Consider the following 26201-nt stretch of genomic DNA (forward strand, 5'->3'; position numbering starts at 1 on the left):
AAACATACAGCAATTTGTATTTCGTAGCAAATTTGGGTAATTATAAATACATTTTTTTGAAGAAAAGTTAAATCCCAAACTCCACTTGGAAGGTAGCAAACCAGAAATTGGCTGTTTGGATCAAATCAATCTCGCGATTGGCCCAGGAGTAGCCCACATTCCCCTGTAGCTTGATCCTATGCCCGTTGACATAGTGGGAGTAACCCATAGCTGTCTCCTCCAGACGCTGCTCGTAGGGCTGGACTTCCTCGCTTGGGCGCACTGAGGCGTATCGAAATGCCAACTCGGACTTTCTGGTAATCATCCGGCTGAGGTGCACATTGCTCCCCTGTCCTACCCAAACCACCCGGGTATCACCATTGGCGTTGTGCGTAAAGGGGTCGTTGGCTGTCCTTTGGAAATACTCTCCCATCACTCCCCAGCCCATGTATTTGAACATCGCATCGGCTATAAAGACCTGCAGGTCTCTCGCCTCATAGAGGCTAGACCCGAGCTGCCCCCTTGTCCTGACGGCCTCATCGTTGTAGTTGTAGGAAATCCCAATGGAGAGCTTCGGAGTGGGCTCAAACTCCAGGTCCCCCTCGGAGTAGTCTCCAGAATTGCGGAATGTGCCGAAGGGCAGGTATTCAAACCTGGCCGTGTAGCTCAGGCCACCATCTCCAGGTGAGGGATTTCGGCCTTCCCCAGTATTGATCGCTCCTTTGAGCTGATAGTTTGCTCTTCCCTTGGTAGGCAAGGTGTAATAGGCGAAAAAACCAAAATCACGATCTAGGGTGAATACCCCGTTGGCTATGGATCGATCTGCAAACTGCAGGTTGCCAGAGCTGACCACGCGCTCTCGGTTGCCAGGCAACTTACCCTGGCCAAAGCCCACGTAGAAGTTTTTGTCAAAAAAGTAGTAGATCATGGCATCCCGGATGGGCTGGGCGTAGCCCCCACTTTCCAAATCCAAATCAGCCTTTGAAAACCCGAGCTGGATGTAGTATTGCATCCGCGGGTTGAGCACGTATCCGTCAAACCTCAACCGAAGCCTACGCACCCTGAAATCGGTCTGCTCAATGGACAGATCCTCGCCGCTTTCGGTTCGGATACCAAACCTGTTTTGCATCCTGAAGCGGATATTCATCAGAAAAAGGGAGTCCTTTGAGATGCTGATGCCTTTGTCCACTTTGATCAAAGCTCGTTCATCGGATTCATTTTGGGCATAGCCGCGTCCGGCTGCCAACATCAGGCAGGCCAGGGAAATTACAGTATATAAAGATCGTCTCATGGGAAATAGTAAAAGCCGCAACCACGAGGGCTACGGCTTTTAGGGATACTGGTACTGGTAAATATTAAGCTTTCGCCTTGATCAAGTTGAGGGCAGAACCTGCCTTAAACCACTCGATCTGCCCTTCATTGTAGGTATGGTTAGCAGAGATAGTGTCCTGGCTGCCATCTTTATGGTTGAGCACGATCTCCAGAGCCTTGCCCGGAGCAAACTCAGTCAAGCCAAGGATGTCGATGGAATCGTCCTCCTGGATCAAGTCATAGTCGGCTGGGTTGGCAAAAGTCAGGGCAAGCATGCCCTGCTTCTTCAGGTTGGTCTCGTGGATACGGGCAAATGACTTCACCAAGATCGCACGGACGCCCAAGAATCTAGGCTCCATGGCCGCATGCTCTCTGGAGGATCCTTCTCCGTAGTTTTCGTCACCGACTACGATGGAGCCGATTCCCTGAGCTTTGTACTCTCTCTGGGTAGCAGGCACCTCTCCGTAGGCACCGGTCAGTTGGTTTTTCACGGAGTTGGTAGACTCGTTGTAGTAGTTTACCGCGCCGATCAGCATGTTGTTGGAGATGTTGTCCAAGTGGCCACGGTACTTCAGCCAAGGGCCTGCCATGGAGATGTGGTCGGTGGTACACTTTCCTTTGGCTTTGATCAAAAGCTTCAAGCCCTTGAGGTCTGTACCTTCCCAAGCCGCAAAAGAGTCGAGGAGCTGCAGACGGTCAGAAGCCGGATCTACGATCACGGAGACTTTGGAACCATCCTCAGCCGGAGACTGGTATCCAGCATCCTCTACGGCAAAGCCTTTGTTTGGAAGCTCCAAGCCGCTTGGCTCGTCCAGCTTCACTGCGTTGCCCTCGGAGTTGGTCAGGCTATCCACGAGTGGGTTGAAAGTCAAATCACCAGCAATAGCCAAAGCAGTCACGATCTCCGGAGAGGCGACGAAGGCGTGGGTGTTTGGATTGCCATCCGCACGCTTCGCAAAGTTTCTGTTGAAGGAAGTGATGATGGAGTTTTTCTCCTGCTTTTCGGCACCGTGGCGAGCCCACTGACCGATGCACGGTCCACAGGCATTGGCCAGGACGACACCGCCCATTTTACCGAAGGTGTCCAAGAAGCCATCACGCTCTACGGTGTAGCGTACCTGCTCGGAACCGGGAGTGATGGTGTATTCAGACTTGGCTACCAATTTCTTGTCTACGGCCTGCTGGGCCAAAGAGGCTGCTCTGGAGATGTCTTCGTAAGAAGAGTTGGTACAGGAGCCGATCAGACCCACGTCCAATTTCGCTGGCCAGCCGTTTTCCTTCACCGCAGCGGCAAACTTGGAGATAGGCCAAGCCAAATCCGGCGTGAAAGGCCCGTTGACATGAGGCTCCAGCTCGGAAAGGTTGATTTCGATCACCTGATCGAAGTATTTCTCAGGGGCTGCATAAACCTCGGCGTCACCGGTCAAATGCTCGGCGATCTCATCTGCCATCGCTGCTACGTCGGCACGGCCGGTGCCTTGGAAGTAAGCTGCGGACTTCTGGTCGTAGCCAAAGATGGAGGTAGTCGCACCGATCTCAGCACCCATGTTGCAGATAGTGCCTTTGCCTGTCGCGGAAAGGGAACGAGCTCCCTCGCCGAAATATTCAACGATAGCGCCGGTTCCGCCTTTTACGGTCAGGATACCCGCCACTTTCAGGATGACGTCTTTGGCGGAAGTCCAGCCCGACATCTTGCCAGTCAACTTCACACCGATCAGTTTTGGAAACTTCAGCTCCCATGCCAAGCCGGCCATCACGTCGCAAGCATCAGCTCCACCGACGCCGATCGCGATCATGCCCAGACCTCCTGCGTTTGGAGTATGGGAGTCCGTACCGATCATCATCCCCCCCGGGAAAGCGTAGTTTTCCAACACCACCTGGTGGATGATACCGGCACCCGGCTTCCAGAAGCCGATTCCGTATTTGTTGGACACGGAAGCCAAAAAGTCATATACTTCTCTGTTTTTATCCTTGGCCTTGTTCAGGTCTTTCTCGGCTCCGATCTCCGCCTGGATCAGGTGATCACAGTGCACGGTAGATGGAACTGCGACCTTGTCACGACCTGCTTGCATAAACTGCAAAAGCGCCATCTGCGCCGTAGCATCCTGCATTGCCACCCTGTCCGGCTGAAAGTCTACATAGGAAGCACCTCTTTTATAAGCCTGAGTGGCAGGCCCTTCTGTCAAGTGGGCGTAAAGAATTTTTTCAGTCAAAGTAAGCGGTCTTCCCACAGCCTTTCTAGCTGCAGCGATACGCTCGGGAAACCGGGCGTATACCTCTTTGATCATCTCGATATCAAAAGCCATTGTTTTTGGATATTTAGGTGGATATTTAGGTACGATTTTTCGTGGGCGAATATAGCAAAAAGCCCCCAAAAACGGTAACCGATTGCAGAGTCTCTTCCTTGCTTTTACTCAAGCATTTAACTTTCCGCAGCTTCAGGAAGTCCGAAAATCCCTCGCCTGCAGAAACGCCTCCCCTTGCTGGGAGACGACAAGTTACCCAAAAGAAGCTCGGCTGTACCTCGCGGCCAAATCGAAATAGCTCCCTGCTTTGCGAATTTCCAAACCGAAAAATAGCACTGACGAGACCCGAGTTCACAAATAATTTCGTTCGAATTCGACCATGTTTTTTCTAGTTTGATCAATATAGTTTATTATTGACCGTCCAACACCCCCTACCACCCTCCACCCAAAAAGTACGACTGTAGTTCCTATGGAATTCATCCTCAATCCCTATGCGTTGACATTGATCATCTCAAGCTTGCTGGTGGGCGGATTGTCGGTGTACATAGGCTTCAAGCTGGAGGACTCGGTAAGGTGGATTGTGTTTACGATGCTGGCGAGCTCGGTCTGGGGCTTTTTCTATGGTATAGAACTCACCGCGCAGACAGTTGACGACATGCTGGTCTGGAGCAAGCTGCAATATGCCGGCCTGGTGATGGCCCCCTCCTGTTGGGTGGTGTTTTCCCTCAAATACACGGGCTACGACAGCAGCGACAAGCCCTGGGTATATCCCAGCCTCTTCTTCCTCCCCATCGTCACCTACATCCTGGTACTCACCAACTCCTGGCACCACCTGCACTATCGAAGCACCTGGCTGATCACCAGCGGGCCTTTCCCCATCCTCGGAATAGAAAAAGGCATCTGGTACCCAGTGCTGGTCGCATACTCCTACGTCTTCTACTTTCTGGGGACCTTCACACTCTGGAAGCGCTTCAAGTACGCCAACCTGCACTTCCAGCGACAGACGCAGCTGCTGATCATGGGAGGCCTATTCCCCTTTGTTTTCAACCTGCTCTACCAGGCCGCTTGGTTCAAGCCCTTTGACGGGCTGGACATCACCCCTTACGCGTTTTTGTTCACCTACCTGCTGATTTCCATCGCCATCCTGCGGTTTAACCTGTTCAATCTGAAACCGGTGGCTAGGGAAAAAATCCTGGAGGTCATGACCCATGGCGCCATCATCTTTGACCATCGTCACAAGATCGTGGATTTCAACTCCGCCGCCAGGAAGTTTTGGAACGATCCCCTCGACCTGAAAATAGGCGTGCCGGCTGAGCAGATCTTTCATTCCCACCCAGAAATCCTCCAGCTCCTGGGCCAGCCCAGCCATCGGGTACTCCAAACCCGAATGAGCAAAAAAGACTGCTTCTGGGACGTCAAAGTCGAATCCGTGCCCCTCTCCGACAGCGGCGCGATCGTCTCCGGCGGCTTGATGCTCTTCGAAAACATCACGGAGCAGATCAAAACCAACGAGCAGCTCAAAAAGCAGGCCTCTGAACTCCAGCAACTCAACGACCTGAAAGACAAGTTTTTCAGCATCATCTCCCATGACCTGAAAGGACCGGTTTTTGGAGTGAAAGAGCTCATCCACCTCACCCAAAACGGCATCGTCACCGAGGAGGAGTTTTTGGAGATGCTTCCGGAGATATCCAAAAACATGGAGCATGTGGCCATCCTGCTGGAAAACCTGCTCGCCTGGACCAGCTCCCAGCTTCGTGGGGAATATATACAAAGAGAAACGCTGGACCTCGGCAAACTCATCCGCAGCCAGAAAAACCTGCTGGAACGCATTGCGAGGGAAAAATCCATCCTGCTGGAACTGAGGGGATTTGAGGACATTTGGGCAAGCGTGGACAAAAACATGTTTGAGCTGATCATCAGAAACCTGGTATCCAACGCCATCAAGTTTTCCAAGCCGGGATCAAAAGTGCTGATTTCCTGCGAGCAGGAGGACAAGACGCTAAAACTGTGCGTCAAGGACTACGGCATGGGGATATCCGAGGAAAATCTCCAGAAGCTCAACGCCGGCATCTCCTTTTCTACCCGAGGTCAATCCAACGAAAGCGGCACCGGCCTGGGCCTGCTTCTGGTAAGGGAATACATTGTCAAAAATGGCGGCACGCTCACGATAGACTCCAAGCTTGGCGAAGGGACGAAGTTTTGTGTCACCGTCCCCAGAGCCAAAGCTCCGGTCCCGGTAGCCTAAGCCAAATCCAGCAAAAATCCCATCGTGTCCACCCGATCCGCGTAGTCCCAGGGCATTGGACTCTGCGCCTGTCCAAAGGCGACTGCGTCCGCGATCATTTCCGGGCGCGACACCACGCATTGGATCTTCGCCTCCGCGGCGATCAGCTGCTGCCGCAGAGCGGCCAGGTCGTCATAGACTTCATAGAAAAGTACGGCAATGGGAGACACCAGCTCCTGACTTTGCTTCATGATCAAAAAACCGTTGTCCAGGTGAGGGTCACCGTTGACCAAGTAGATGGACTTGTTGTACTCGTAGTTGTTGAGGTACTTGTGGTTTTGGGCCACCCAGTCAAACTTCTCCAGGACTGCCAGCACGCGCTGCAGCTGATCCTCGCTTTTGACATAAACCTTGGAGACGTTTCTACAGCCGAGGCCGAAGTAAAGAAAAACGTCCTTTCCCAATGCCTCAAGCTCGGCATCGCTTTCCTCCCCCGACAGCACCGCCACCGAGGTGCGGTTAGCTCGGATGATGCTCGGGTATTTCCCGAAATAGTAGTGGAAGTATCGGGCGGAATTGTCGCTTCCCGTGGCGATGTAGGCGTCCATGCCCTTGAGCATTTCCTGTATCTGGACAAAGTCTTCCAGCAAAGGCTCCAAAAGGATCAGCTGGCTGATGAGCCACTTGGAAACCACCGAGTCAGAGCTGCTCAGCTTGACTACGGCAATGTGTCCCGAAAGCAGCACACACATCAAGTCGTGAAAACCCACCCCCGGGATGTTGCCGGCCATAAGAATCCCGACTTTTTTGGGAAAAGCCTGCTCCCGCAGGTCGTAAGATTCCAGCCACTTGGAGAGGTTTTCTTCGCTCAGCATTACGGACAGACCGGCAAGGGCCGCCTCCATGGAGACGGGGGTAAACCAGCTGTTTTGGTTGTGGGCGCGGCGGAAGAGATGCTCCTTTTCTTCTACATCCAGATTCTTGATCAGCGTACCCAGCTCCGCAAATACCTGGATTCTCCTGGCGGGTGAAAGTCCTTGGCTCATGCGGCAAAGGTACCAAATGAGGCCCAGCTTAGAATAAAATTAAATTAATTAGTATGACAACTTTTTATTGCCTTGGAGCTGATGAGATTGTACTTTTGGGCTTCAAAATAGATGGAACCATGGCTATAATGATTACAGACGAATGCATCAACTGCGGTGCATGCGAACCTGAATGTCCAAATACGGCAATCTACGAAGGTGGTGTCGAGTGGACTTGGGGCGGAGGAACCAGCCTAAAAGAAGTAACTCTCGAAGACGGTACCGTAGTCTCCGCAAGCGAAAAGCAAGAACCGGTATCCGATGAATTCTACTACATCGTGACCGCCAAGTGCACCGAGTGCAACGGCTTTCACGAGGAGCCACAGTGCGCTGCGGTATGTCCGGTAGATTGCTGCGTGGACGATCCGGATCATCCCGAAACCGAAGAAGAACTGCTTGCCAAAAAGGCATTTATGCACGGAGAATAAGAGTAGCGAAAGCTACTTTTTTCATTTATAGCCCCAATTTTATTGCCGATTTCAAAGTCTTTGTTCGAATTTGTTAGCGAGTTGGTAAAAAAACAACCGTTCATTTTGATTTCTACAGGCCTTTTGTTTTATCTTAGGCACCAGTTAAATAGAACAAAACCCTAATCCGGAAAGCACTGTGGACGATCATCGAGGATACGACAGAGAGGAAATCTTCTCCAAAAAAGTAAAGGCAGGAAAACGAACCTATTTTTTTGACATCAAGTCCACTCGGGCCAACGACTACTACATCACCATCACGGAGAGCAAAAGAAGGACTAACGGCGACAGCTTCAGCTACGAAAAACACAAGATATTCCTCTACAAAGAAGACTTCTTCAAGTTTGCAAACGCGCTCAACGAAGCAGTAGAGCACGTGAAAACCGACCTGATGCCGGACTATGATTTTGAGCAGTTTGAAAACGAAGACTCCGAAGACGAGATCAACAATGAGCTAAGATGGGAGTAAAAACCCCACGGGTGGGCGGTTGCTTATCCCAGAGCGAATAAAGTATATTTGAGGAGGCCCATGCCTCCTTTTCTTTTGTCCTATGCAGCGGTTTTTCATTTACCTGGTACTATTCATCGGTTGCTTCCTGCTCTTTGCGTGGTATTTTTCCAACATCACGCTCTACCTGATCGTGTCCCTGATCATAGCCGCCCTGCTGCGCCCGATGACCAACCGGCTGAACGACTTTCACCTGGTCAAGCAGCACATCCCCAGATGGATGGCCATCATCATATCCTATGCGTCCATCGTCCTGCTGCTTTTCCTGCTGAGCCTGCTTTTCCTGCCTCTGATCAACAACCAGCTGATCATCCTCTCCGAAATGGACCTGGAAGGACTCTACCTCCAAGTGCAGGAGCCCATCGAGCGGATCGAGCGGGTACTCCTGAGATACCAGCTCTTGGAAAACAAGCCGGGCTCGCTCTTTGAAGAGCTGAAAAGCTCCGTGGTCGCCTTCATCAAGACCTTCGATTTCGGCGGCTTTATCAGTGGCTTGGTCAACGTGACCAGCAGCCTGCTGATCGGCGTTATGGCCGTGGGATTCATCACGTTTTTCCTCTTGCTGGAAAATGGCCTGCTGCGCAGAAACCTGCTCAACCTGATCCCAAACGCGTATTTTGAGCTCTCCGTGGCCACCTTTACCAAAGTGGAAAAACTCCTGTCCAACTACCTCTTTGGACTGCTGATCCAGATGCTGCTCATCTTTTCCATCGCCAGCCTCGGGCTCACGATCGCCGGCGTGGACTATGCTCTGACGATCTCGCTGTTTGCCGCTGTAGCCAACCTGATCCCCTACGCGGGACCGCTGCTGGGAGCGGCTTTTGGGATCGTCGTAGGCATATCCACCGGCACTTTTGCCACCGATGCGGAGTATACCTATTTCCTGGTGAAGATTTTGTCCGTTTTCGCAGTGGTACAACTCACTGACAATCTGATACTCCAGCCAATGATTTTCTCCAAATCCGTCAAGGCACATCCCCTTGAGATATTTGTTATTATCTTTGCCGGGGCAAAAATTGCCGGCATCGTGGGGATGATCTTTGCGATTCCGGTGTATACCATCTTCCGGGTTTCCATCATGGAATTTTACGAAGGGTACAAGGCCTACAGGATATTTAAAATTAAAGCAACGAATTAATGGCACTACAATGTGGCATTGTTGGGCTTCCCAATGTGGGCAAGTCCACCTTGTTTAACGCGCTGTCCAGCGCCAAAGCAGAAGCGGCAAACTTTCCTTTTTGTACCATCGAGCCTAATGTGGGCGTCGTGTCAGTACCTGACAAGAGACTGCAGGTACTGGAGGGTTTGGTCAATCCACAGCGTGTCGTGCCCACGATCATCGAGTTTGTGGACATCGCCGGACTGGTGAAGGGAGCATCCAAGGGAGAAGGCCTGGGCAACAAGTTCTTGGCGAACATCCGGGAGGTAAATGCCATCATCCACGTGATCCGCTGCTTTGAAGACGACAACATCGTGCACGTGGCGGGCGGAGTAGACCCTGTTTTTGACAAGGAAGTGATCGACACCGAGCTCCAGCTCAAGGACCTGGAGTCCATCGACAAAAAGATCCAGCGAATCGAAAAGATCGCCAAATCCGGGGATGCCAAAGCCAAAGCCGAACTGGAAATCCTCAACCGATTCAAGCAGGGACTGACCTCCGGTCTCAATGCCCGCGCCATCGAAGTGGAGAAAGAAGAGCTGGAAGCCGTGCGAGACCTGCATCTGCTCACCATCAAGCCTGTCCTCTACGTAGCCAACGTGGACGAGGGGAGCATCCTCAGCGGCAACAAGTACGTGGAGCAGCTAAAGGAGAAGGTGAAAGAGGAAAACGCCGAAGTGATCCTACTATGCGCCGCGCTGGAGTCCCAGATCGCGGAGTTTGACGACCCGGAGGAAGAGGCCATGTTCCTGTCCGAATACGGTCTTGAGGAAAGCGGACTCAACAGATTGATCTCAGGAGCCTATACATTACTCGATTTAATCACCTATTTTACAGCAGGTGTGCAGGAAGTGCGTGCCTGGACGATCAAGCGAGGCTGGAAAGCACCCCAAGCGGCCGGAGTCATCCACACCGATTTCGAACGGGGCTTCATCAAAGCAGAGGTAATCAAGCTCGCGGACTACGTACAATTCAAGACAGAAGCGGGCTGCCGTGAAAATGGGAAAATTGCAATTGAAGGTAAAGAATATGTAGTCCATGATGGTGACATCATGCATTTTAGGTTTAACGTTTGACTTTTTTTGAAATTTATTTGTACTTTTGACACCTGCTTATCCACCCATAAGTATTTTAATTCACCATTTGTCTCATTTTATTTTTAAATCACCGTGAGAGTTAGACTGATATTTTCACTTAAAAACAAAGGCTCCTATTTGCCTTTTCACCACCAGTATATCCTGGCGCAATTCCTGAAAGGACTGATTGTCAAGGGAGGTAGAGAAGAATTCTTCAACTACAACTATTTCAATTTTTCTGGATTGAAAGGCCAGACGAAAGTAAGTAGAAGTGGCTTGCACTACTATTCAAGCCTGGTGACCTTGGTCCTCTCTTCCCAAAGCGAGGACTTCATGGACTACCTGCTCGAGCAGGTCTTTGCCACCCCAAAGATCGAACTGGGCAACCTGATCCTTTCCCCCGAGTACACCGAGCTGGAGACTGAGCCGACCTTGGAGACCAACAACAAGTTTGTCTGCATCTCTCCCCTGGTACTGATTACCCCGGCGTTTAACGAAGAAGCGGGCAAGCGATTCATCAATCCAGACAGCGATGAATTTTCCGACCTGCTCTATGAATCCACCCTTACCCGGATGGAAAAGTCCGGCTGGTACACCCCAGAGCAGATGGAGTCATTCTTCAAGTTCCAGGTGGTACCCGACATGGTGTATGTCAACAAACTGAAAGAACAGCAGAAGAAATTCGCCAGAATCTACGCCGTGTACGACATGGACGTCAAGTATGAAGTAAGGGGCTACACTCTTCCCTTCACGCTCTACGCCGCACCGGAAGTACAGGACTTCGTCTTCAAATGTGGCCTGGGCGCTTTCACCCACAAGGGCTTCGGTATGCTAGACTTGGCCAACCATCCTTCTGGCAACCGCACCACGACGTACAAGTTCAAGCGCGAAGGCTTTGTGCCTTATAAGCCAACCGAGCGGGTGAGACAAAACGTCGCCCCTACTTCGGACGAAGCGAGCAGCGAAGGCGATTCTCCTGAAGAGCTTTAATCATAAAAAAACCTCCCAATGGGAGGTTTTTTCTTTTATAGCCTTCTTCGGTTGGGATGAAGGTAGACGTAGCCGACCAATTGGTCGTATCGCGATCCAAGCGCTCGGTAGTACACCATCACCTCGTATTCGTTTTCCGTTTCGAAAAAGCTCCCCTCAATCGGGTCGGAATCGTATCCCTCCGACGTCATAAAAGCATACTGGTAGTCGTACCAACCCTGCTTCAACAACAGGGACGTACTGTAGTGGCCGGTCTTGGGATCGTAGTTCATTTTGGCTTCCGGACTGTTTCCCCAGGAGGTCAAAGCCCCGAGCATCCGGATATCCCTGCCCGGATCCGCCTCCAGATAGAAAGTCGTGTACATGTACTCACTCTCCACTTCGGGGTTGCCACCGGGGCGATCATTGGTGTACACCATGTATTGTCCATTCAGATCGAGGTACTGGGAGTACACGCCACCCGATCGAGGCTTTTCTGCCAGGGCATTGGCAAAGATCACCGTCTCCTCCACTTGCACCTCGGCGATGTTGACCCCAGTGGCGCGGATAAACCGCAGATCGACAAACCGAAACTCGTTGCCTGCGCGGAAGGTGCTCGACCCGTCGAAGGGCTCGTAGCGTATGGTTTTGGAGTTTTGGTTTAGAAATGTCGGCTTCGCCAAAAACTTCGCATTGTCCCAGCGCTGGTTTTGACGGATCAGCACTTTGACCTGCGTCGTGGGATCCGTCAGGTCAACCTTTGAATAGTTGACCAAGACGTTGATCTGCTGAAGGGCCCTCCTATCCTCCGTCTCCGTCGGAGGCACCACGGAAGCGCCAACCACGAACAACTCCTCGTAAACCATGAATCTACGGGTCAAGACCACGTCCTTTTCATCGCGGTTGCGATAGACTTTCAGCACGTAGTTGCCCGACTTGGTGACTCGAGGCACTGCAAAAGAATAGTGGATGTAGGGAATCCGCGTGTTGACCGAGTAGCTGTATTCCTGGATATTGTATTCGTTGAAGGACAGGGAAAAGTCGTTGTCTCGAAGGGCTGACTTCTGCCAATCGGCATCGCAGTGGATGAGCTTGGCGGAATACTGCTCCGGATCGTAGGCGATGTCGTCAAAGAGCAACACCAAAGGTCTGGAGTCGCTGATCGCGACCACTGGCGCATCCAGCTGGCTGTCCTGCTGCACGCCGAGTGGAAACAACCTGACGGAGTGGATATGCTCGGAATAGACCTTGTCCTCCAGCGCTTGGGCAAAGAGATTGCCCGCGTGGACCAAGGTCAGTAGAAAAAAACAGAATAAGGGCTTTTTAGACATGGGGTCAAAATAAAGAATTCAGCCCAATCCCTCCAATTAGCCGGCCAATTCCTGGAGCGAAGAGATGCGGTCGACCAGCTCTTCCCATTTCCCGTTGGCTTCGGCCAGGCTGGCTTGGATGCGCTGATAGCCTTCCTGGATCTTCTGGGCCTTGGCCTCGTCCTCATAGAGCGCGGGGTCGGCCATCTTTTCCTCGGTTTCAGACTTGAGCAAATCCAGGGATTCGATTTCCTTTTCCACCTTTTGCAGCTGCTCTTCGAGCTTTTTCAGATCCCGCTTGGCCTGCTGGGCCTCGGAGCTGTTGCGCTGCACGGGCGGCTGGACTTTTTTCTCCACCTTCTCGGCCGCTGGCGCAGGCTTCACTTCCACCTGCTGGCTTCGCCAAAACTCATATTCCTCATAAGTCCCCGGATACTCTTTGATCTCGTGGTCTTCGATATACCAGATCTTGTTGGCTACTCCCTTGATAAAATGACGGTCGTGGGATACGGTGACAAAAGTCCCCTCGTACTGCTGCAGCGCCTGGATCAGGATGTTCACCGACTGGAAATCCAGGTGGTTGGTCGGTTCGTCGAGCAGGAGGAAGTTCGCCTCAGAAATTAGGGTTTTCGCCAGCGCGACACGGGATTTTTCACCCCCAGAGAGCACTTTGATTTTCTTGAAGACTTCCTCATTGGAAAAAAGAAAGCAACCCAAAACGCCTCGCAGCTCCATTTCGGACTTGGCGCTGCCCGCCTGGGCAAGCTCCTGGAGGATTTCGTTGTCCAGCGTCAAGGCTTCCAGCTGGTGCTGGGCAAAGAAGGCCTTGACGACATTATAGCCTTCCGTTCTGCCAACGACTCCCTTTTCGGACCCATCGATGATCCGCAGCAAGGTCGACTTACCTTTTCCATTGGCGCCGATCAGAGCGATTTTGTCCCCCCGCTCGATTCTGGCCGAGGTGTTTTTCAGGATGACGTTGTCCCCATAGGCTTTAGAAATGTGATCCAGGACCACCACATCCCGGCCGGAAGGTTTGGAAAACTTAAACTTGAAATTGACGGAAACCTCGTCGTTGACCACTTCGTGCACCCGCTCCATCCTATCCAGCGCCTTGATCCGGGACTGAACTTGGTTGGATTTGGTGGCCTTCGCACGGAATCGCTCGATGAACTTTTCCGTCTGCTTGATCATCTGCTGCTGGTTTTCATAGGCGTTCTGCTGCAGCTCCATGCGCAGCTTTTTCTCTTCCTTGTAGAAAGAGTAGTTACCAGGGTAAAGCGTCAGGCTGTGGTTGGCGACCTCCACCGTACTGCTGATGCAGTTGTCCAGGAAAGTCTGGTCGTGGGAGACGACAATGACCGCCCCCTCGTAGTTTTTCATGTAATTTTCCACCCATTGGATCGAGGGAAGATCCAAGTGGTTGGTAGGCTCATCGAGCATGAGCAGGGAGGGCTTTTCCAACAGTAGCTTGGCCAGCATCACGCGCATCCTCCAGCCTCCGGAAAAGGTTCGCAGCGGCTTTTCCAAATCCGAGGATTTAAAACCTATCCCCTCCAACACCTCTTCGGCCTTGGACTTGATGGTATAGCCCTCGTTGGCTTCGAAGCGCTCCTGCAGGTGTGCGAGGCGATTGATGACTTCCTCGGAATAATCCGTCTCCATCTGCTTGAGCACCTTGTCGATTTCATCTTGCAGCGCCAAAGTCTCCTTGAAAGCGGCCAGGGCCACATTCAAAATGCTTTCGTCAGACTGGTAAGAAAGCAGGTCTTGGTTCAAAAACCCTATCGTGCAGTCCTTCGCTTTCTGCACCTCCCCCGTCGTCGCCTGGTAGTCCCCGTTGATGATTTTCAGCAGGGTGGACTTGCCCGTTCCGTTTTGGCCGACGAGACCGATTTTGTCCTTGGGCTTGATGTGGAGGTTGGCGTTTTCGTACAGCGGACGTCCGCCGATGAAATAGGAAAGGTTGGAAATCGATAACATGGCGCAAAAATAACCAATGCCCCGTTTATACCGTCGCCGCTCGGAAAACATTCTTATTTGTAGTAGCTTATTTAGGACAAAAATCAGAATGCAATGAACCCATCCAAAGCAATATTTTGGTGTCTATGCCTCGGAATGCTGTGCCTGAACGCACATTGCCAGCAAAACGCCAGCGGCAAAAAAGACATCCGATCTGCCACAGCCAAGGTCAAGCTCGACCGGCTCGAGCTCCAGCCCGGCTTCAAAATCGAAGTGTGGGCGGCCGAAGTACCCAATGCCCGATCCATGGCCCTTTCAGACAATGGGACGGTCTTTGTCGGCACTCGCCAGGGGAAAAATGTCTATGGGTTGGTCGATGAAGACAAGGACGGAAAGGCGGATGTTAGATACACCTTGGCGACTGGCTTGGACATGCCCAACGGCGTCGCCTACAAAGACGGAGACCTGTATGTCGCCGAAGTCAGCCGAATCCTGAAATTCGCCGATATCCAAAACACACTTGCCCAGCCTAGCTATGAGGTGGTTTTTGACGGCTATCCCAGCGAGAGACATCATGGCTGGAAATTCATCGCCTTTGGCCCGGACGGCCTACTCTATGTGCCGGTGGGTGCTCCCTGCAACATCTGCGAAAGCGAAAACCCGTTCTTTGCCAGCATCACCCGGCTGGACATTTCCAAGCCGGGTTCCAAACCGGAAATCTACGCCCATGGAGTGCGAAACTCCGTCGGCTTTGATTGGCACCCTGTGACAAAAGAGCTATGGTTTACCGACAACGGACGTGACCTCATGGGAGACGACATCCCGGACTGCGAGCTCAACCATGCGACCGCGGCGGGACAACATTTTGGCTATCCCTACTGGCATGCAGGCACAGTCAAAGACCCTGACTTTGGCGACAAGGGAAAGCCAGCCTCTGCCTACATAGCTCCATCGGTGAAGATGGGGCCACACAACGCGCCCTTGGGAATGAGGTTTTATCGGGGCAGCATGTTTCCCGAGCCATACCACCACAGTGCGATCATTGCCAAACACGGCAGCTGGAACCGAAGCAAAAAGGCGGGCTATGAGGTAGAATGGGTAGCAATGGATGCATCCGGAAAGGTCACTGGGCAGCAAACATTCATCACGGGCTGGCTAGACGATGCCAGCCAAGAAGTCTGGGGTCGCCCTGTGGATGTGCTCGAACTTCCGGACGGAAGCCTTTTGATCTCCGACGACATGGCCGGCTGCATCTATCGCGTGACCTACTCCAATTGAAGTCAAAGGAAAATGGTTACTTAAGCCAGTCCGGTTTGGTAGTCGTGACTTCCGCCTGCAATTGATTCAGCAGATTGTAAAGTCCAAAGTAGGTTCTGTTGATGTAGAGGCCATGGCGTGAACCTCGGGCCTGCCGTGATTTCTTAAACATCTTGTCGTTGGAAATCCTGTCGCCCAGCTGGAAGATCTGCTCGAAATACGAATCGTCCGAGAAATCAAAGGTATCTACATGGAAGGGCTTGCCAAGGAGCGAAATCATTTCCCTAAAGACCTGCTTGAAATAGCTTTTCTCAGCTGGAGAGTCTTTGTCAGAGATAAAGTCCAGTGCATAAAACACCCGATCCAATTCCTCCTCGTCCATTCCCAGCTCCTTTTTGATCAAGGCAAAGTAGCCTTGGTAAAAATCCTCCGGAATGACCTTCACACAGCCAAAATCGATGATACCCAATCGGCCGTCTTCTTGGATGATGAAATTTCCCGGATGTGGATCGGCATGGACCTGCTTGAGCTCGTGGACTTGGAAATGGTAAAAGTCCCACAGGGCCTGCCCAACTTGGTTCCTCAACCCCTGACTGGGCTTGGTCTCCATCCATTCTTTGATGTGTTTTCCAAAAATCCAGTCCATGGTAATGATCCGCTCCGAGCTAAACTCGCTGTAGTACTTTGGAAAGACCAGGTTGGGAATGGAAGCACAGGCTTTGGAAATTTCCCTAGACCGCCGTACTTCCAGCAGGTAGTCCGTCTCCTCCAGCAGCCGCTCCTCTACCTCTTCCATGTAGTGGTCAAGCTCCTTTTCGTTCATATTGAGCAGTCGCAGCGCAAAGGGGCGCACCAGCTTCAGGTCTGAGCTGACGGAGTCAGCCACACCGGGATATTGGATTTTTACCGCCAGGTATTTCCCTTCCAAGGTAGCCTGATGCACCTGACCTATGGAGGCGGCATTCACGGCAGCTCTGGAGAAGGTGTCAAAAAGCTGCTCCGGAGTCTTGGCGAAAAATCGCTGAAACGTCTTCACGACTAGAGGATAGGACAGCGGAGGCGCGGAGTATTGCGCCATGGTAAACTTGTCCTGATAAGCCCTCGGCAGCAGGTTCTTGTCCATGGACATCATCTGGGCGACTTTCAGCGCGGAGCCTTTCAGCTCGCTCAGTGAGGAATAGATGTCTTGGGCGTTGCTTTGGTGAAGCTCCTCCTTGTCCAGTGAGGGATTGACCATCTTCTTGGCATAGTGCTTCACGTAGTTCCCTCCTACTTTCGCTCCCGTAGAGATGAACTTGGCAGCACGCTGCACCTTTGACACAGGAATGGACTCCTGCTCTTTTACTCCGTCAGCCATCGCTTATTTGTTTTGGTAGAGAAACTTCGCGAAGTCCAAAAAAGTATCCAGCGCGCTCTTGCCCATCAAATCAAAGGCGAGGTTGACCGACTTCTCCACTGCCGCATCCGTCTTTTCAAACCTAGGGCTCTTGTCATCCACCCAGAATCCAAAGACGAACATCACCTGAAGCCAAAGCGCTTCTCCATATTTCTCTGTGACATAGGGCCGGCTGGCGATTTCCTCGCTCTCTTTGCCCTCCGCCAAAATCTCCTCGCTGAATTCCAAAAAGGCCTTTTTGAACTCCTTCGTATCAGTGGGAAGCTCCCGGAAAGCCCGCCCCTTGTCCCCGTACAGCACAAGCAGGTAAGAGCGGCTTTTTTTCAGCTCTTCTATCCAGGTAAAAAGAAACCCGAGAAATTTCTCCCTCGCAGAGTATCCGGCGAAAACCTCCTGACTGTGCAAGTCCGCAAGCGTGTCCTCAAAGATCGCCGTCCAAATGGCGGACTTGATCGACTTGAAGGAGGTGAAGTAGGTGTAGAAATCAGCCTCTTTGAGCTTGAGGCTTTGCGCAAATTTGAAGATGGAGGCAGGCTCGGTACCGTGCTCCAACACGTGGTTTTTGAATCCTTCCAAGATCAGCTTTCGCTGGTCTTTTTTGGTTGTCTTTTTCGCAGGGGCAGTTTCCATAGTTCTTTGTTGGCTCTATGGATTTAACCCATCCTGTTTGAGATGGTTTTGATATGGAAGCAAAAAAGCCGGAAATATTTTCCGGCTTCGCTCCGTGAGCATGCGAGATTACTTTAGTCTTTCACCTTCTCCACCACCAGGTTGTGGTTGGTATAGATGCAGACGTCTGCAGCGATATGGAGGCTTTCCCGCACCATTTCCTCGGCGGAGAGCTGGGGAGCAAACTTCTTCATCGCGCGCGCAGCTGACTGGGCAAACATACTTCCTGACCCGATGGTGGCGATCTCCATATCCGGCTCGATCACGTCTCCATTGCCGGAGATGATCAGGATATCCTCGCGGTCGGCCACGATCATCATCGCCTCCAGCTTGCTCAGCATGCGGTCGGTGCGCCATTCTTTGGCCAGCTCTACAGCCGCCCGCTTCATGTTGTTGCCAAAAGCGCCCAGCTTCTCCTCAAACTTCTCCAAAAGCGTAAACGCATCGGCCGTGGATCCGGCAAAGCCGGTGACGATCTTCCCGCCCTGCAATACGCGTATTTTCTTCACCGAACTTTTGGCTACTGTGTTTCCAAGCGTGGCCTGTCCGTCGGCTCCTATGACTACTTCACCGTTGTGCCGAATGGCGACGACGGTGGTTGATTTGATTTTTTCCATGTGGCAAAAGTTGGATAAAGAGTTAGTGGGTTATTGGTTATTGGAGTTTACAGTCCCCGAAACCTTTTACCAATAACCATTCTAAAGCAAAAAGTCCTGTCGAAACAGGACTTTTTGGCAGTTGATTTTTTCTTAGACTAAAATCCTGACCGGATCTTCGAGCAGGCCTTTCAGCGTCAAAAGGAAAGCAGAACCCACGGCTCCGTCCACCACGCGGTGGTCGCAGGAGAGCGTCACCTTCATGATGTTGCCGATCTTCATTTGGCCTTCTTTCACGATCACCGTCTCCTTGATCCCTCCTACTGCAAGGATACAGGCATCCGGCGGGTTGATGATGGCAGTGAACTCGTCGATTCCAAACATGCCCAAGTTGGAGATGGTGAAGGTATTTCCCTCCCAATCTTTCGGCTGTAGTTCTTTGTTTTTGGCTTTTCCACCCAAGGTCTTGGCTTGGTTGGAGATCTGGGACAGGGACAGGCTGTCTGCAAAGCGGATCACGGGAACCAAAAGGCCCTCCTCCACAGCTACCGCCATGCCGATGTGTACGTGGTCGTTGTAGCGGATCTTGTCACCCAGCCAGCTGGAGTTTACTTTGGGATGCTGGCGCAAAGCTGCCGCAGTAGCTTTGATCACCATATCGTTGAAGGAGATTTTCACAGGGGAAATCTCGTTCATGCTCTTTCGCGCTTCGATGGCCTTGTCCATGTTGATCTCCATGGTCAGGTAGAAGTGAGGCGCTCCAAACTTGCTTTCGGCCAAACGCTTGGCGATCACTTTTCTCATTTGGGAGACTTTCTCCTCACGGAAGCTCTCCTGACCCAAGGCAGGAGCGGCGCTTGCGGCGGCGACCGGAGCGGCTGCTGCCGCTGGCACGAAGGTTTCGATATCGCGCTTCACGATTCTTCCTCCTTCGCCTGATCCATTGACCTGACGGATGTCGAATCCTTTTTCCTCCGCCATCTTCTTGGCCAAAGGAGAAGCTTTCACTCTTTCGCCACTCGCGGCAGGGGCCGGAGCACTTGAAGCGGCCGGGGCTGGCGCAGCCTTGGCAGCTGGTGCCTCGGATTTGTCTTCGGCCACTGGCTCAGGCTTGGCTTCCGCCGGGGCGGATGCTTTGCTACCGGCCTGCTGTGCTTTCAGCAACGTCTGGTAGTCAGCGCCTTTTTCCCCGATCACGGCGATCACACCGTCCACCGGCACGCTGTCGCCAGCTTCTACGCCAATGTACAGCAATACGCCGTCCTCGTAGGATTCCAGTTCCATGGTAGCCTTGTCGGTCTCCACTTCGGCAATGATCTCGCCGGACTTGACGCTATCGCCTACTTTCTTGAGCCATGTGGCGATGGTACCCTCCTGCATGGTATCACTCATTTTTGGCATGGTGATCACCGTCGCGTTGATGTTGGAGGTATCTATTTTCTCTGCGGGAACTTCGGCTTTCTCAGCGCTGGCTGGCTCTTCGGCCTTGGCTTCCGGCTTGGATTCTTCTTTTTTGGCTTCGGCGGAGCCGGATGATCCGTTGAGCAGGTGCTCGTATGCTTCGCCCTTTTCGCCGATGACGGCGATGACGCCATTGACAGGTACTGAATCTTTCTCCTGAACTCCAATATATAAAAGGACACCCTCTTCGTAGGACTCCAACTCCATGGTTGCTTTGTCAGTCTCCACTTCGGCCAAGATGTCGCCTGGTTTCACGGTATCCCCTACCTTTTTCAACCACGCAGCGATCACACCCTCCTCCATGGTGTCACTCATTTTTGGCATTCTGATTATTTCGGCCATAGGTAATTTCGAGCTTGTTCGTTTTTAAAGTGTCCAAAAATAGTTTTTAAAAACGCTTTATTCAAATTTATATCCTGTATTTTCCATGTCGTTTTAGGCCGTTTTTCATCATGCCATTGACTTCTGAAAGCCCCTACAAGAGACCTAATTGGCTCTTTAGCGGACACTTAGAAACCATTTATCCCGCGCTTTTCCGAAAAGTAGAAATCCAAAAACCTGTGCGTGAGCGGATAGAAACTCCCGACGGGGACTTCCTGGACTTGGACTGGTTTAGGTCGGGCAATCCCCGCCTGGCCATCATCAGCCATGGCCTGGAGGGCAACAGCAGCCGGCCCTATATGCTGGGCATGGCGAGGGAGTTTGTCCAAAAAGGCTTCGACGTCCTCACCTGGAACTTTCGTGGATGCAGCGAGGAGATGAACCGCAAGGCGATCTTTTACCACAGCGGCGCGACCTATGACCTCCATACCGTCGTCTCCCATGCGCAAGCCGGATATCCCGAGCTCTGCCTGGTCGGCTTCAGCCTCGGTGGCAACCTCACGCTCAAGTACCTGGGCGAGCAACAATCCACCAACCCGCGGATCAAAAAGGGCGTCGCCATCTCGGTGCCCCTTGACCTGGCCAAGTCCTGCGAAAAAATCTCGACTCGGGAAAACACCATCTATTCGAAGCGCTTTCTGAACACGCTGAAGGAGAAAGTGCTTCTGAAGTCGCGGCTTTTCCCCAAAGAACTGTCGACAAAGCCGCTCCGCAAAATCAAAACCCTGCGCGAGTTTGACGATGTCTATACGGGCCCCTTGCATGGCTTTTCCGACGCTGCCGAATACTACGAGGTCAATTCCTCCCTCCAGTTTTTGGACCGAATCGAAGTGCCCACGCTGGTGCTCAATGCGCAAAACGACCCCTTCCTCAGTGACACCTGCTTTCCGGCCGATCTTGCCAAGAGCCTCGACCAGGTTCATTTCGAATTCCCAAAACACGGCGGACATGTAGGTTTTACGGGGCCGTATCCGGAAAAAAGCTATTACTCTGAGCGCAGGGCAGTTGAATTTATAACCTGTGATCTTTAACTTCCGCTCGAATAATTTAACTCCCTGACCATGTGTGGAAGATATTCCCTGAGCAAAAGTAAAGCAGAACTGGAGGAACGGTTTCAGGCAGAAATGCTGGTGGACTTCAAACCCAGGTTCAACATTGCTCCCACGCAGCTGGTGCCGGTGATCACTTCGGACAGCCCGAGGGGCTTTTCCTTTTTCTATTGGGGAGTCACACCTGACTTTGGCCACAACAAGCCCGTCGCCCAAAAACTGATCAACGCCAAGGCGGAATCCGTGCACGAAAAAATCTCGACCAAAGGCGCTTTTCAGAGACGGCGCTGCATCATTCCCGCAGACGGCTATTTTGAGTGGAAAAAACTCGGAAAAAAAACCCGCATCCCTTACCGCTTTACTTTGCGGGAGGAAGAGCTGTTTTCCTTTGCTGGCATTTGGGAGGAGTACGAGACCGTATCGGGCGATACGCAGCATACGTTTCTGATCCTCACCACCACACCCAACGAGGTCGCGGGAGAAGTCCACGACAGCATGCCGGTGATCCTAAGCCGGGAGCAGGAAAAAAAATGGCTGGACAAATACAGCTCGGAAACCGACCTGCTGGCCTCGCTCAAGCCCTATCCCACCGAACTGATGCTCAGCTACTCGGTATCCTCCCTGGTCAATTCGGTCCAAAACGACTCCCCCGGGATCATCCGCAAGATCTCCCCCATGGACCAGTTTGGCAACTACACGCTCTTCGGCTAGTCCCCACACGGCTTCTTTCTTGAAAAAGACCAAGCGGCGGCTTGCTGCCCTTCTTCAGAGAAAAAGCCAAAAGAAAGAGCTGCCACTCCTGTTCACAAAGGTTTTGTGCGTATGCCTGCTAGTAGCGATATTGGCGAATTCATGTATTTCCCCAAAAATAGACCCTAGTACCAATGAACAAATCCCGGATACTCGGCGCTGGCCACTATGTCCCCGAGCGGATCGTGACCAATGAGGAGCTTTCCCAAATGATGAACACCAACAACGAGTGGATCGTGGAAAGGACCGGAATCCATGAAAGAAGGTGGTTTACCCCCGGCGTGGACACGGTCACCAACATGTCGGCCAAAGCCTGCCGCATGGCCATGGAGCGTGCCGGTGTGTCGGCCTCGGAGATCGACTTCATCGTTTTTGCCACGATCACCTCGGATTATTTTCTCCCGGGAAATGGCGTCCTGCTGCAGCGGGAACTGGGAATGACGAGCATAGGTGCGCTTGACGTCAAAAATGCCTGTTCCGGGTTTCTCTACGCCCTCTCGGTGGCAGACCAGTTTATCAAAACAGGGATGTACACAAAGATCCTCGTGGTGGGCGCCGAAATCCAGTCTTCGGCCTTGGACAAAAGCGACGAAGGACGTTCCAGCGCAGTGATCTTTGCCGATGGCGCCGGGGCTGTAGTCTTGGGGACGGCAAAACCGAGCCAGCCGGGCATTCTCAGCTCCCACCTCCATTCGGAAGGCTCCTACGCAGAGGAGCTGTATTGCATTGCCCCTAGCTCCAGCGGAAGCGTCCGCATCTCACAGGAGATGATCGACCGCGGGGACTTTTTCCTAAAGATGAACGGCAACACGGTCTTCAAGCACGCCATCGTCCGATTCATGGAAGTGATCAACGAGGCACTGGACCACAACGGCGTGACCAAAGAAGACATCGACCTCCTCATCCCCCACCAGGCCAACCTCCGGATCAGCCAGTATGTCCAGCAAAAGCTGGAGCTCCCAGACGAAAAAGTGTTCAACAACATCATGTATCTCGGCAACACTACCGCCGGCACCATCCCCATTGCGCTCTCGCAGGCCTGGGAGCAGGGAAGGCTCAAAGAGGGCGACCTGGTGTGTTTGGCGGCATTTGGATCCGGCTTTGCCTGGGCCTCAGTCCTTTTAAGATGGTAAAAATGGAGGATCTGCAACAGCCCTTGGATCTGGATCTCTGGCTAAACCGGGACCTGATCCGCCGCCAAAACTTTCTCAAAAACCAATTTATCAGCATTCTGGAGGAGGTGGCCAACGCCTTTCCGGCACGGGAATTCCAAGACCTATCCCAACGGCCCCGGGGATCCAAGGTATCCAAAGGCAACGATCTACTCGGACTCCCCTACCAAGTGCTTGACCTGATCCGGGACTTCGACTCGCTGGACGGGGTCAATATCCGCCTACTCAACTGGTTTGGGCGGGGATTCTACCTCACGCTACTGCTGGGCAAGGAGAGAAAAAATCCGGTACAGCCCCTGCTGGAGGAAGGTTTTTCCTTCGGACTGAGCGAAAACAAATGGGACTATCCCGACCTGATCCTGAATGGCAACCAGACCCGAGATGCCGCTGCCATCCGGAAAAACGACACCGGCTTTCACCTTTGGATCAAAGCCCTCCCCATCGACGCCAATCCCCAAACCAATGCATCCACTCTCCGTGTAGAGGTAAAAAAAATCCTTGGTATCCTGAGGCTTCCGGGCGAACAAAGCAGGAATTAGCGTAATTTTAAACAGGAAAGTGATTCGCACGTAAAAAGTATGTCGAATCCCTTCTTTCGATCGTTAGTCTTAGGTTCTACCCGGACCACACCCAAATCTACCCACCATGAGAAATTTGCTTCTGGCAGTTTTTACCTTTTTATATTTTTCAGTCTATTCCCAAGAGCCCCGTTTGATTCGGCAATTCAACGCCGACTCGACCTTCATGGCTACAGGAGTGATAGACGGGGGCCTGCGGGAGGGACTGTGGAAATTCTACAATCCCAAGACCAACACGCAGATCGCGGAGGGAAGCTTTGTGGCTGGAAAAAAGGAAGGCACATGGACGAATTTCTACCCAGACGGAAAACGGAGGGAAATCACCGAGTACCGCAACGGAAAATTGTTCGGTCCCGCCCAGTACTTTGATTCCGAGGGAGCGCTGAAAAAGCAGATGATCTTCCAGGACAGCGTTTTGGTAGGCAAATACACCGAGTATTTTGGCAAAGCCGGAAACCCCTCGTACATCGACGCCAGCCAAGTCCAAGTCGAGGGACAATACGAAAACGGGCTTCGATCCGGCCAATGGGTGAGCTACTATGAGTTTGGAGAGTTGGCCGCGAGGGAGTTCTATTCCAAGGGACTTCGCGAGGGGCCTTACCTCGAATACGACCCCGACGGCAACGTCACGGTGGAAGCTACCTATACCGGGGGCCAATTGGAAGGAAGCTTCAAACGATACCTTTTCTCCATCCTACTCGAAACCGGCAACTACAGAAACGGAAAAAAGGTCGGAGACTGGAGGCGCTATTTCCCCGAAACCAAAGTACTGGAAGCGGAAGAGTTTTTCGACAAAGACGGAAACCGGACCGGAGAATGGAAATATTACTACCAAAATGGCAGAACTGCCAGAGTAGAAAAATACGAAAATGACATCGCCGTAGGGGTTTGGGAGGAATATTTTCCGGACAAGAGCTTGTCAAAACGCAAAACCTACGAACTCGGCGTGCCTGTGGGCATCTACATCGAGTATCACAGCACAGGCAATATTTCCGTGCAGGGAGAGTACGAAGGCGGAGCCAAAAGCGGTGTATGGAAGAGCTTCTTCCCCGACGGGAAAGTTTACTCCATCGGAGCGTACAAAAACGACCTGAAAACCGGCCTTTGGAAGTATTTCAACAAAATCGGAATCCTGATCGCAGAGGGCCACTACCAATTGGGCATGGAAGAAGGCCAGTGGTTTTACTACTACGATGGGGGCCAGCTCAAATCGGTCGGCACCTACAAGCTAGGTCTGGAAGATGGGATTTGGGGGCTTTTCTATGACAACAAGCAACTCACCCAGGAGGAATTTTGGGACAACGGAAGCCTAAGAAACGTCGGCGACTACTTCAGCTATGACGGATCGACCAAGCTGGACAAAGGCACGCTAAAAGACGGCGACGGCACGCGTATCACCTACTACGTCTCGGGACAAAAGGAATCTGAGGGCACCTTCAAGTCTGGCAAGGCCGACGGACTGTGGATTTTTTACCATGAAAACGGCCGCAAGGCGTCGGAAGGAGCAATGATAGACGGCTTGAAAGAAGGAGCTTGGAGATACTACAATTCGGCAGGAAGGCTGGAAGACCTGGTCAACTTCAAGAAAGACGAGATTGTGGAAGCCCAATAGTTCAGGAGAAAAGCAAAAACCTGACAGTTCGCTACGTCTGTCAGCCAAACCAGCGTGATAGAATCCGTTTTGGCCAGTTCGACCACGCAAGTCAAAAAAGGGCCTCGAGAAAAACAGCTACGAAAGCAAAAAAAACATTTTTACAGGCATACCGAGCATTTTTAAACCCAATTAATTGGATTTCAAATTTTTATAATTAGCTTCGTATACTTCTTTCGGCTTGTCCGCAGTAGTTTTTTAGACTTGAGTAGTTTATTTTAAGGGTGATTGAGCTACGGACTAAAACTTAAATTTTTAGAGCTCGGGGTGATCCCCCGAGCTTATTTTATTTTCTGGCGTAGTCGTCTTGCAGTCTGACGATATCGTCTTCGTTGGATGGATTGGCAGGATCAGAATGCATCCAGATCTCGGCCACCACTCCCCAGTTTCCTGTACCGATGAGTCTATGCCGCTCCCCTTTGTCCAAGGACACGACTTCCCCAATATTCATGGCCTCCACCGGCCCCTGCTCGTCCGTATGGCTTCTGGCGATGGCGGATTCCCCGGCGATCAGCTTCCATAGTTCCGCCCGTCTGAAATGATATTGCCAGGAAAGCCGTGCGTCCGGCGCCACCAGCAAAAACTTGGGGCTCAACTTCTGCTTCAGCTGCTCCTCAGACAGAGGCACCTCGTCGAAAAACTCGGTTTTAAACTTTAGGATTTGGGATTCGTCAAGCACAAAAAAACCGCCCCAAGGCCGGTTCATGTCTTTTGAGGCGATTTTAAACCCTTTTGCGGCAAGAAACGCTTCCACTTTTTCAAAAACTTCGGCTTTGCTCAGCTGAGCGGCAATTTCAAGATTGTTCATATGGTAAAAATTTTGGTAAACATAAGAAAAGAACAAATCCCCGAAAATCCGGCAAAGAAATTTTCCAATCTTTTCGAAAAACACCGAGCCGATCTGGAATAATTTGGGTTTCCTTCTACTAATCTCTCGATGTTACC

General features: G+C 51.9%; 22 protein-coding genes. 12 read left to right on the forward strand and 10 right to left on the reverse strand.

Annotation, left to right across the window (positions count from 1 at the left end; all coding sequences use genetic code 11):
* Window positions 1-67 precede the first annotated feature (67 nt).
* Together J0A68_RS16980 and J0A68_RS16985 are read right to left on the reverse strand one after the other, a co-directional pair.
* Window positions 68-1270: a porin gene (locus tag J0A68_RS16980; protein WP_206579429.1), complete on the reverse strand. Its 1203-nt coding sequence runs from the start codon at window positions 1268-1270 to the stop codon at window positions 68-70.
* 64 nt (window positions 1271-1334) lie between these two features.
* Window positions 1335-3596, reverse strand: a complete 2262-nt coding sequence (locus J0A68_RS16985) for an aconitate hydratase (RefSeq protein ID WP_206579430.1) — start codon at window positions 3594-3596, stop codon at window positions 1335-1337.
* A gap of 409 nt (window positions 3597-4005) precedes the next feature.
* Here J0A68_RS16985 and J0A68_RS16990 point away from each other — a divergent pair, with 409 nt between their 5' ends.
* The gene (locus J0A68_RS16990) at window positions 4006-5781 is read left to right on the forward strand and encodes a sensor histidine kinase (protein WP_206579431.1); all 1776 of its coding nucleotides are present in this window, start codon (window positions 4006-4008) and stop codon (window positions 5779-5781) included.
* On the opposite strand, the gene J0A68_RS16995 is transcribed toward J0A68_RS16990, so the two are convergent.
* On the reverse strand, window positions 5778-6806 hold the full coding sequence (locus J0A68_RS16995; RefSeq protein ID WP_206579432.1) for an acyl-CoA reductase: 1029 nt from the start codon (window positions 6804-6806) through the stop codon (window positions 5778-5780). The genes J0A68_RS16990 and J0A68_RS16995 overlap by 4 nt on opposite strands.
* A gap of 119 nt (window positions 6807-6925) precedes the next feature.
* On the opposite strand from J0A68_RS16995, the gene J0A68_RS17000 reads away from it, so the two are divergent.
* The 5 genes from J0A68_RS17000 to cas6 all read left to right on the forward strand — a co-directional run bounded on the left by J0A68_RS17000 (window position 6926) and on the right by cas6 (window position 11045).
* Window positions 6926-7273, forward strand: coding sequence for a 4Fe-4S binding protein (locus tag J0A68_RS17000; protein WP_206579433.1), 348 nt, complete (start codon window positions 6926-6928; stop codon window positions 7271-7273).
* A gap of 178 nt (window positions 7274-7451) precedes the next feature.
* A complete protein-coding gene (locus J0A68_RS17005; protein ID WP_206579434.1) occupies window positions 7452-7781 on the forward strand; it encodes a DUF3276 family protein in 330 nt (109 codons plus the stop codon).
* Between the two features lie 82 nt (window positions 7782-7863).
* A complete protein-coding gene (locus J0A68_RS17010) occupies window positions 7864-8958 on the forward strand; it encodes an AI-2E family transporter (protein WP_206579435.1) in 1095 nt (364 codons plus the stop codon).
* Window positions 8958-10055: a redox-regulated ATPase YchF gene (gene ychF / locus J0A68_RS17015; RefSeq protein WP_206579436.1), complete on the forward strand. Its 1098-nt coding sequence runs from the start codon at window positions 8958-8960 to the stop codon at window positions 10053-10055. Before J0A68_RS17010 ends, ychF begins: the two co-directional genes overlap by 1 nt.
* 93 nt (window positions 10056-10148) lie before the next feature.
* Complete coding sequence (cas6, locus tag J0A68_RS17020) at window positions 10149-11045, forward strand: CRISPR-associated endoribonuclease Cas6 (RefSeq protein ID WP_206579437.1); 897 nt, start codon at window positions 10149-10151, stop codon at window positions 11043-11045.
* A 35-nt stretch (window positions 11046-11080) separates the two neighbouring features.
* Here the strand turns inward: cas6 and J0A68_RS17025 are convergent, their stop codons facing one another.
* Together J0A68_RS17025 and J0A68_RS17030 are read right to left on the reverse strand one after the other, a co-directional pair.
* Window positions 11081-12355, reverse strand: a complete 1275-nt coding sequence (locus J0A68_RS17025; protein ID WP_206579438.1) for a type IX secretion system plug protein — start codon at window positions 12353-12355, stop codon at window positions 11081-11083.
* 36 nt (window positions 12356-12391) lie between these two features.
* The gene (locus tag J0A68_RS17030; RefSeq protein ID WP_206579439.1) at window positions 12392-14317 is read right to left on the reverse strand and encodes an ABC-F family ATP-binding cassette domain-containing protein; all 1926 of its coding nucleotides are present in this window, start codon (window positions 14315-14317) and stop codon (window positions 12392-12394) included.
* 93 nt (window positions 14318-14410) lie between these two features.
* On the opposite strand from J0A68_RS17030, the gene J0A68_RS17035 reads away from it, so the two are divergent.
* A complete protein-coding gene (locus tag J0A68_RS17035; RefSeq protein ID WP_206579440.1) occupies window positions 14411-15574 on the forward strand; it encodes a PQQ-dependent sugar dehydrogenase in 1164 nt (387 codons plus the stop codon).
* Window positions 15575-15590: 16 nt separating this feature from the next.
* Here the strand turns inward: J0A68_RS17035 and J0A68_RS17040 are convergent, their stop codons facing one another.
* From J0A68_RS17040 to J0A68_RS17055, 4 genes are all read right to left on the reverse strand, one after another.
* Window positions 15591-16910 carry an ABC1 kinase family protein gene (locus J0A68_RS17040; protein ID WP_206579441.1) on the reverse strand — a complete coding sequence of 440 codons (1320 nt, stop codon included), beginning with the start codon at window positions 16908-16910 and terminating at the stop codon, window positions 15591-15593.
* 3 nt (window positions 16911-16913) lie between these two features.
* Complete coding sequence (locus J0A68_RS17045; protein WP_206579442.1) at window positions 16914-17579, reverse strand: TetR/AcrR family transcriptional regulator; 666 nt, start codon at window positions 17577-17579, stop codon at window positions 16914-16916.
* Between the two features lie 113 nt (window positions 17580-17692).
* Window positions 17693-18235 carry an ATP-dependent protease subunit HslV gene (gene hslV, locus J0A68_RS17050; protein ID WP_206579443.1) on the reverse strand — a complete coding sequence of 181 codons (543 nt, stop codon included), beginning with the start codon at window positions 18233-18235 and terminating at the stop codon, window positions 17693-17695.
* A 132-nt stretch (window positions 18236-18367) separates the two neighbouring features.
* Window positions 18368-20017: a pyruvate dehydrogenase complex dihydrolipoamide acetyltransferase gene (locus J0A68_RS17055; RefSeq protein ID WP_206579444.1), complete on the reverse strand. Its 1650-nt coding sequence runs from the start codon at window positions 20015-20017 to the stop codon at window positions 18368-18370.
* Between the two features lie 110 nt (window positions 20018-20127).
* Here J0A68_RS17055 and J0A68_RS17060 point away from each other — a divergent pair, with 110 nt between their 5' ends.
* The 5 genes from J0A68_RS17060 to J0A68_RS17080 all read left to right on the forward strand — a co-directional run bounded on the left by J0A68_RS17060 (window position 20128) and on the right by J0A68_RS17080 (window position 25217).
* Window positions 20128-21087, forward strand: coding sequence for a YheT family hydrolase (locus tag J0A68_RS17060; protein WP_206579445.1), 960 nt, complete (start codon window positions 20128-20130; stop codon window positions 21085-21087).
* Window positions 21088-21117: 30 nt separating this feature from the next.
* Window positions 21118-21816, forward strand: coding sequence for an SOS response-associated peptidase (locus tag J0A68_RS17065; protein WP_206579446.1), 699 nt, complete (start codon window positions 21118-21120; stop codon window positions 21814-21816).
* Window positions 21817-21989: 173 nt separating this feature from the next.
* Window positions 21990-22988, forward strand: a complete 999-nt coding sequence (locus tag J0A68_RS17070; protein WP_206579447.1) for a 3-oxoacyl-ACP synthase III family protein — start codon at window positions 21990-21992, stop codon at window positions 22986-22988.
* A gap of 2 nt (window positions 22989-22990) precedes the next feature.
* A complete protein-coding gene (locus J0A68_RS17075; protein ID WP_206579448.1) occupies window positions 22991-23566 on the forward strand; it encodes a hypothetical protein in 576 nt (191 codons plus the stop codon).
* 106 nt (window positions 23567-23672) lie between these two features.
* Entirely contained in the window at window positions 23673-25217 is a 1545-nt protein-coding gene (locus J0A68_RS17080; protein ID WP_206579449.1) for a toxin-antitoxin system YwqK family antitoxin, read from the forward strand.
* Window positions 25218-25542: 325 nt separating this feature from the next.
* Here J0A68_RS17080 and J0A68_RS17085 read toward each other — a convergent pair whose 3' ends face one another.
* The gene (locus J0A68_RS17085) at window positions 25543-26064 is read right to left on the reverse strand and encodes a cupin domain-containing protein (protein ID WP_206579450.1); all 522 of its coding nucleotides are present in this window, start codon (window positions 26062-26064) and stop codon (window positions 25543-25545) included.
* Between the last annotated feature and the right edge of the window lie 137 nt (window positions 26065-26201).

This window comes from Algoriphagus oliviformis (genome assembly GCF_017254915.1).
GTDB classification, from domain to species: Bacteria; Bacteroidota; Bacteroidia; order Cytophagales; family Cyclobacteriaceae; genus Algoriphagus; species Algoriphagus oliviformis.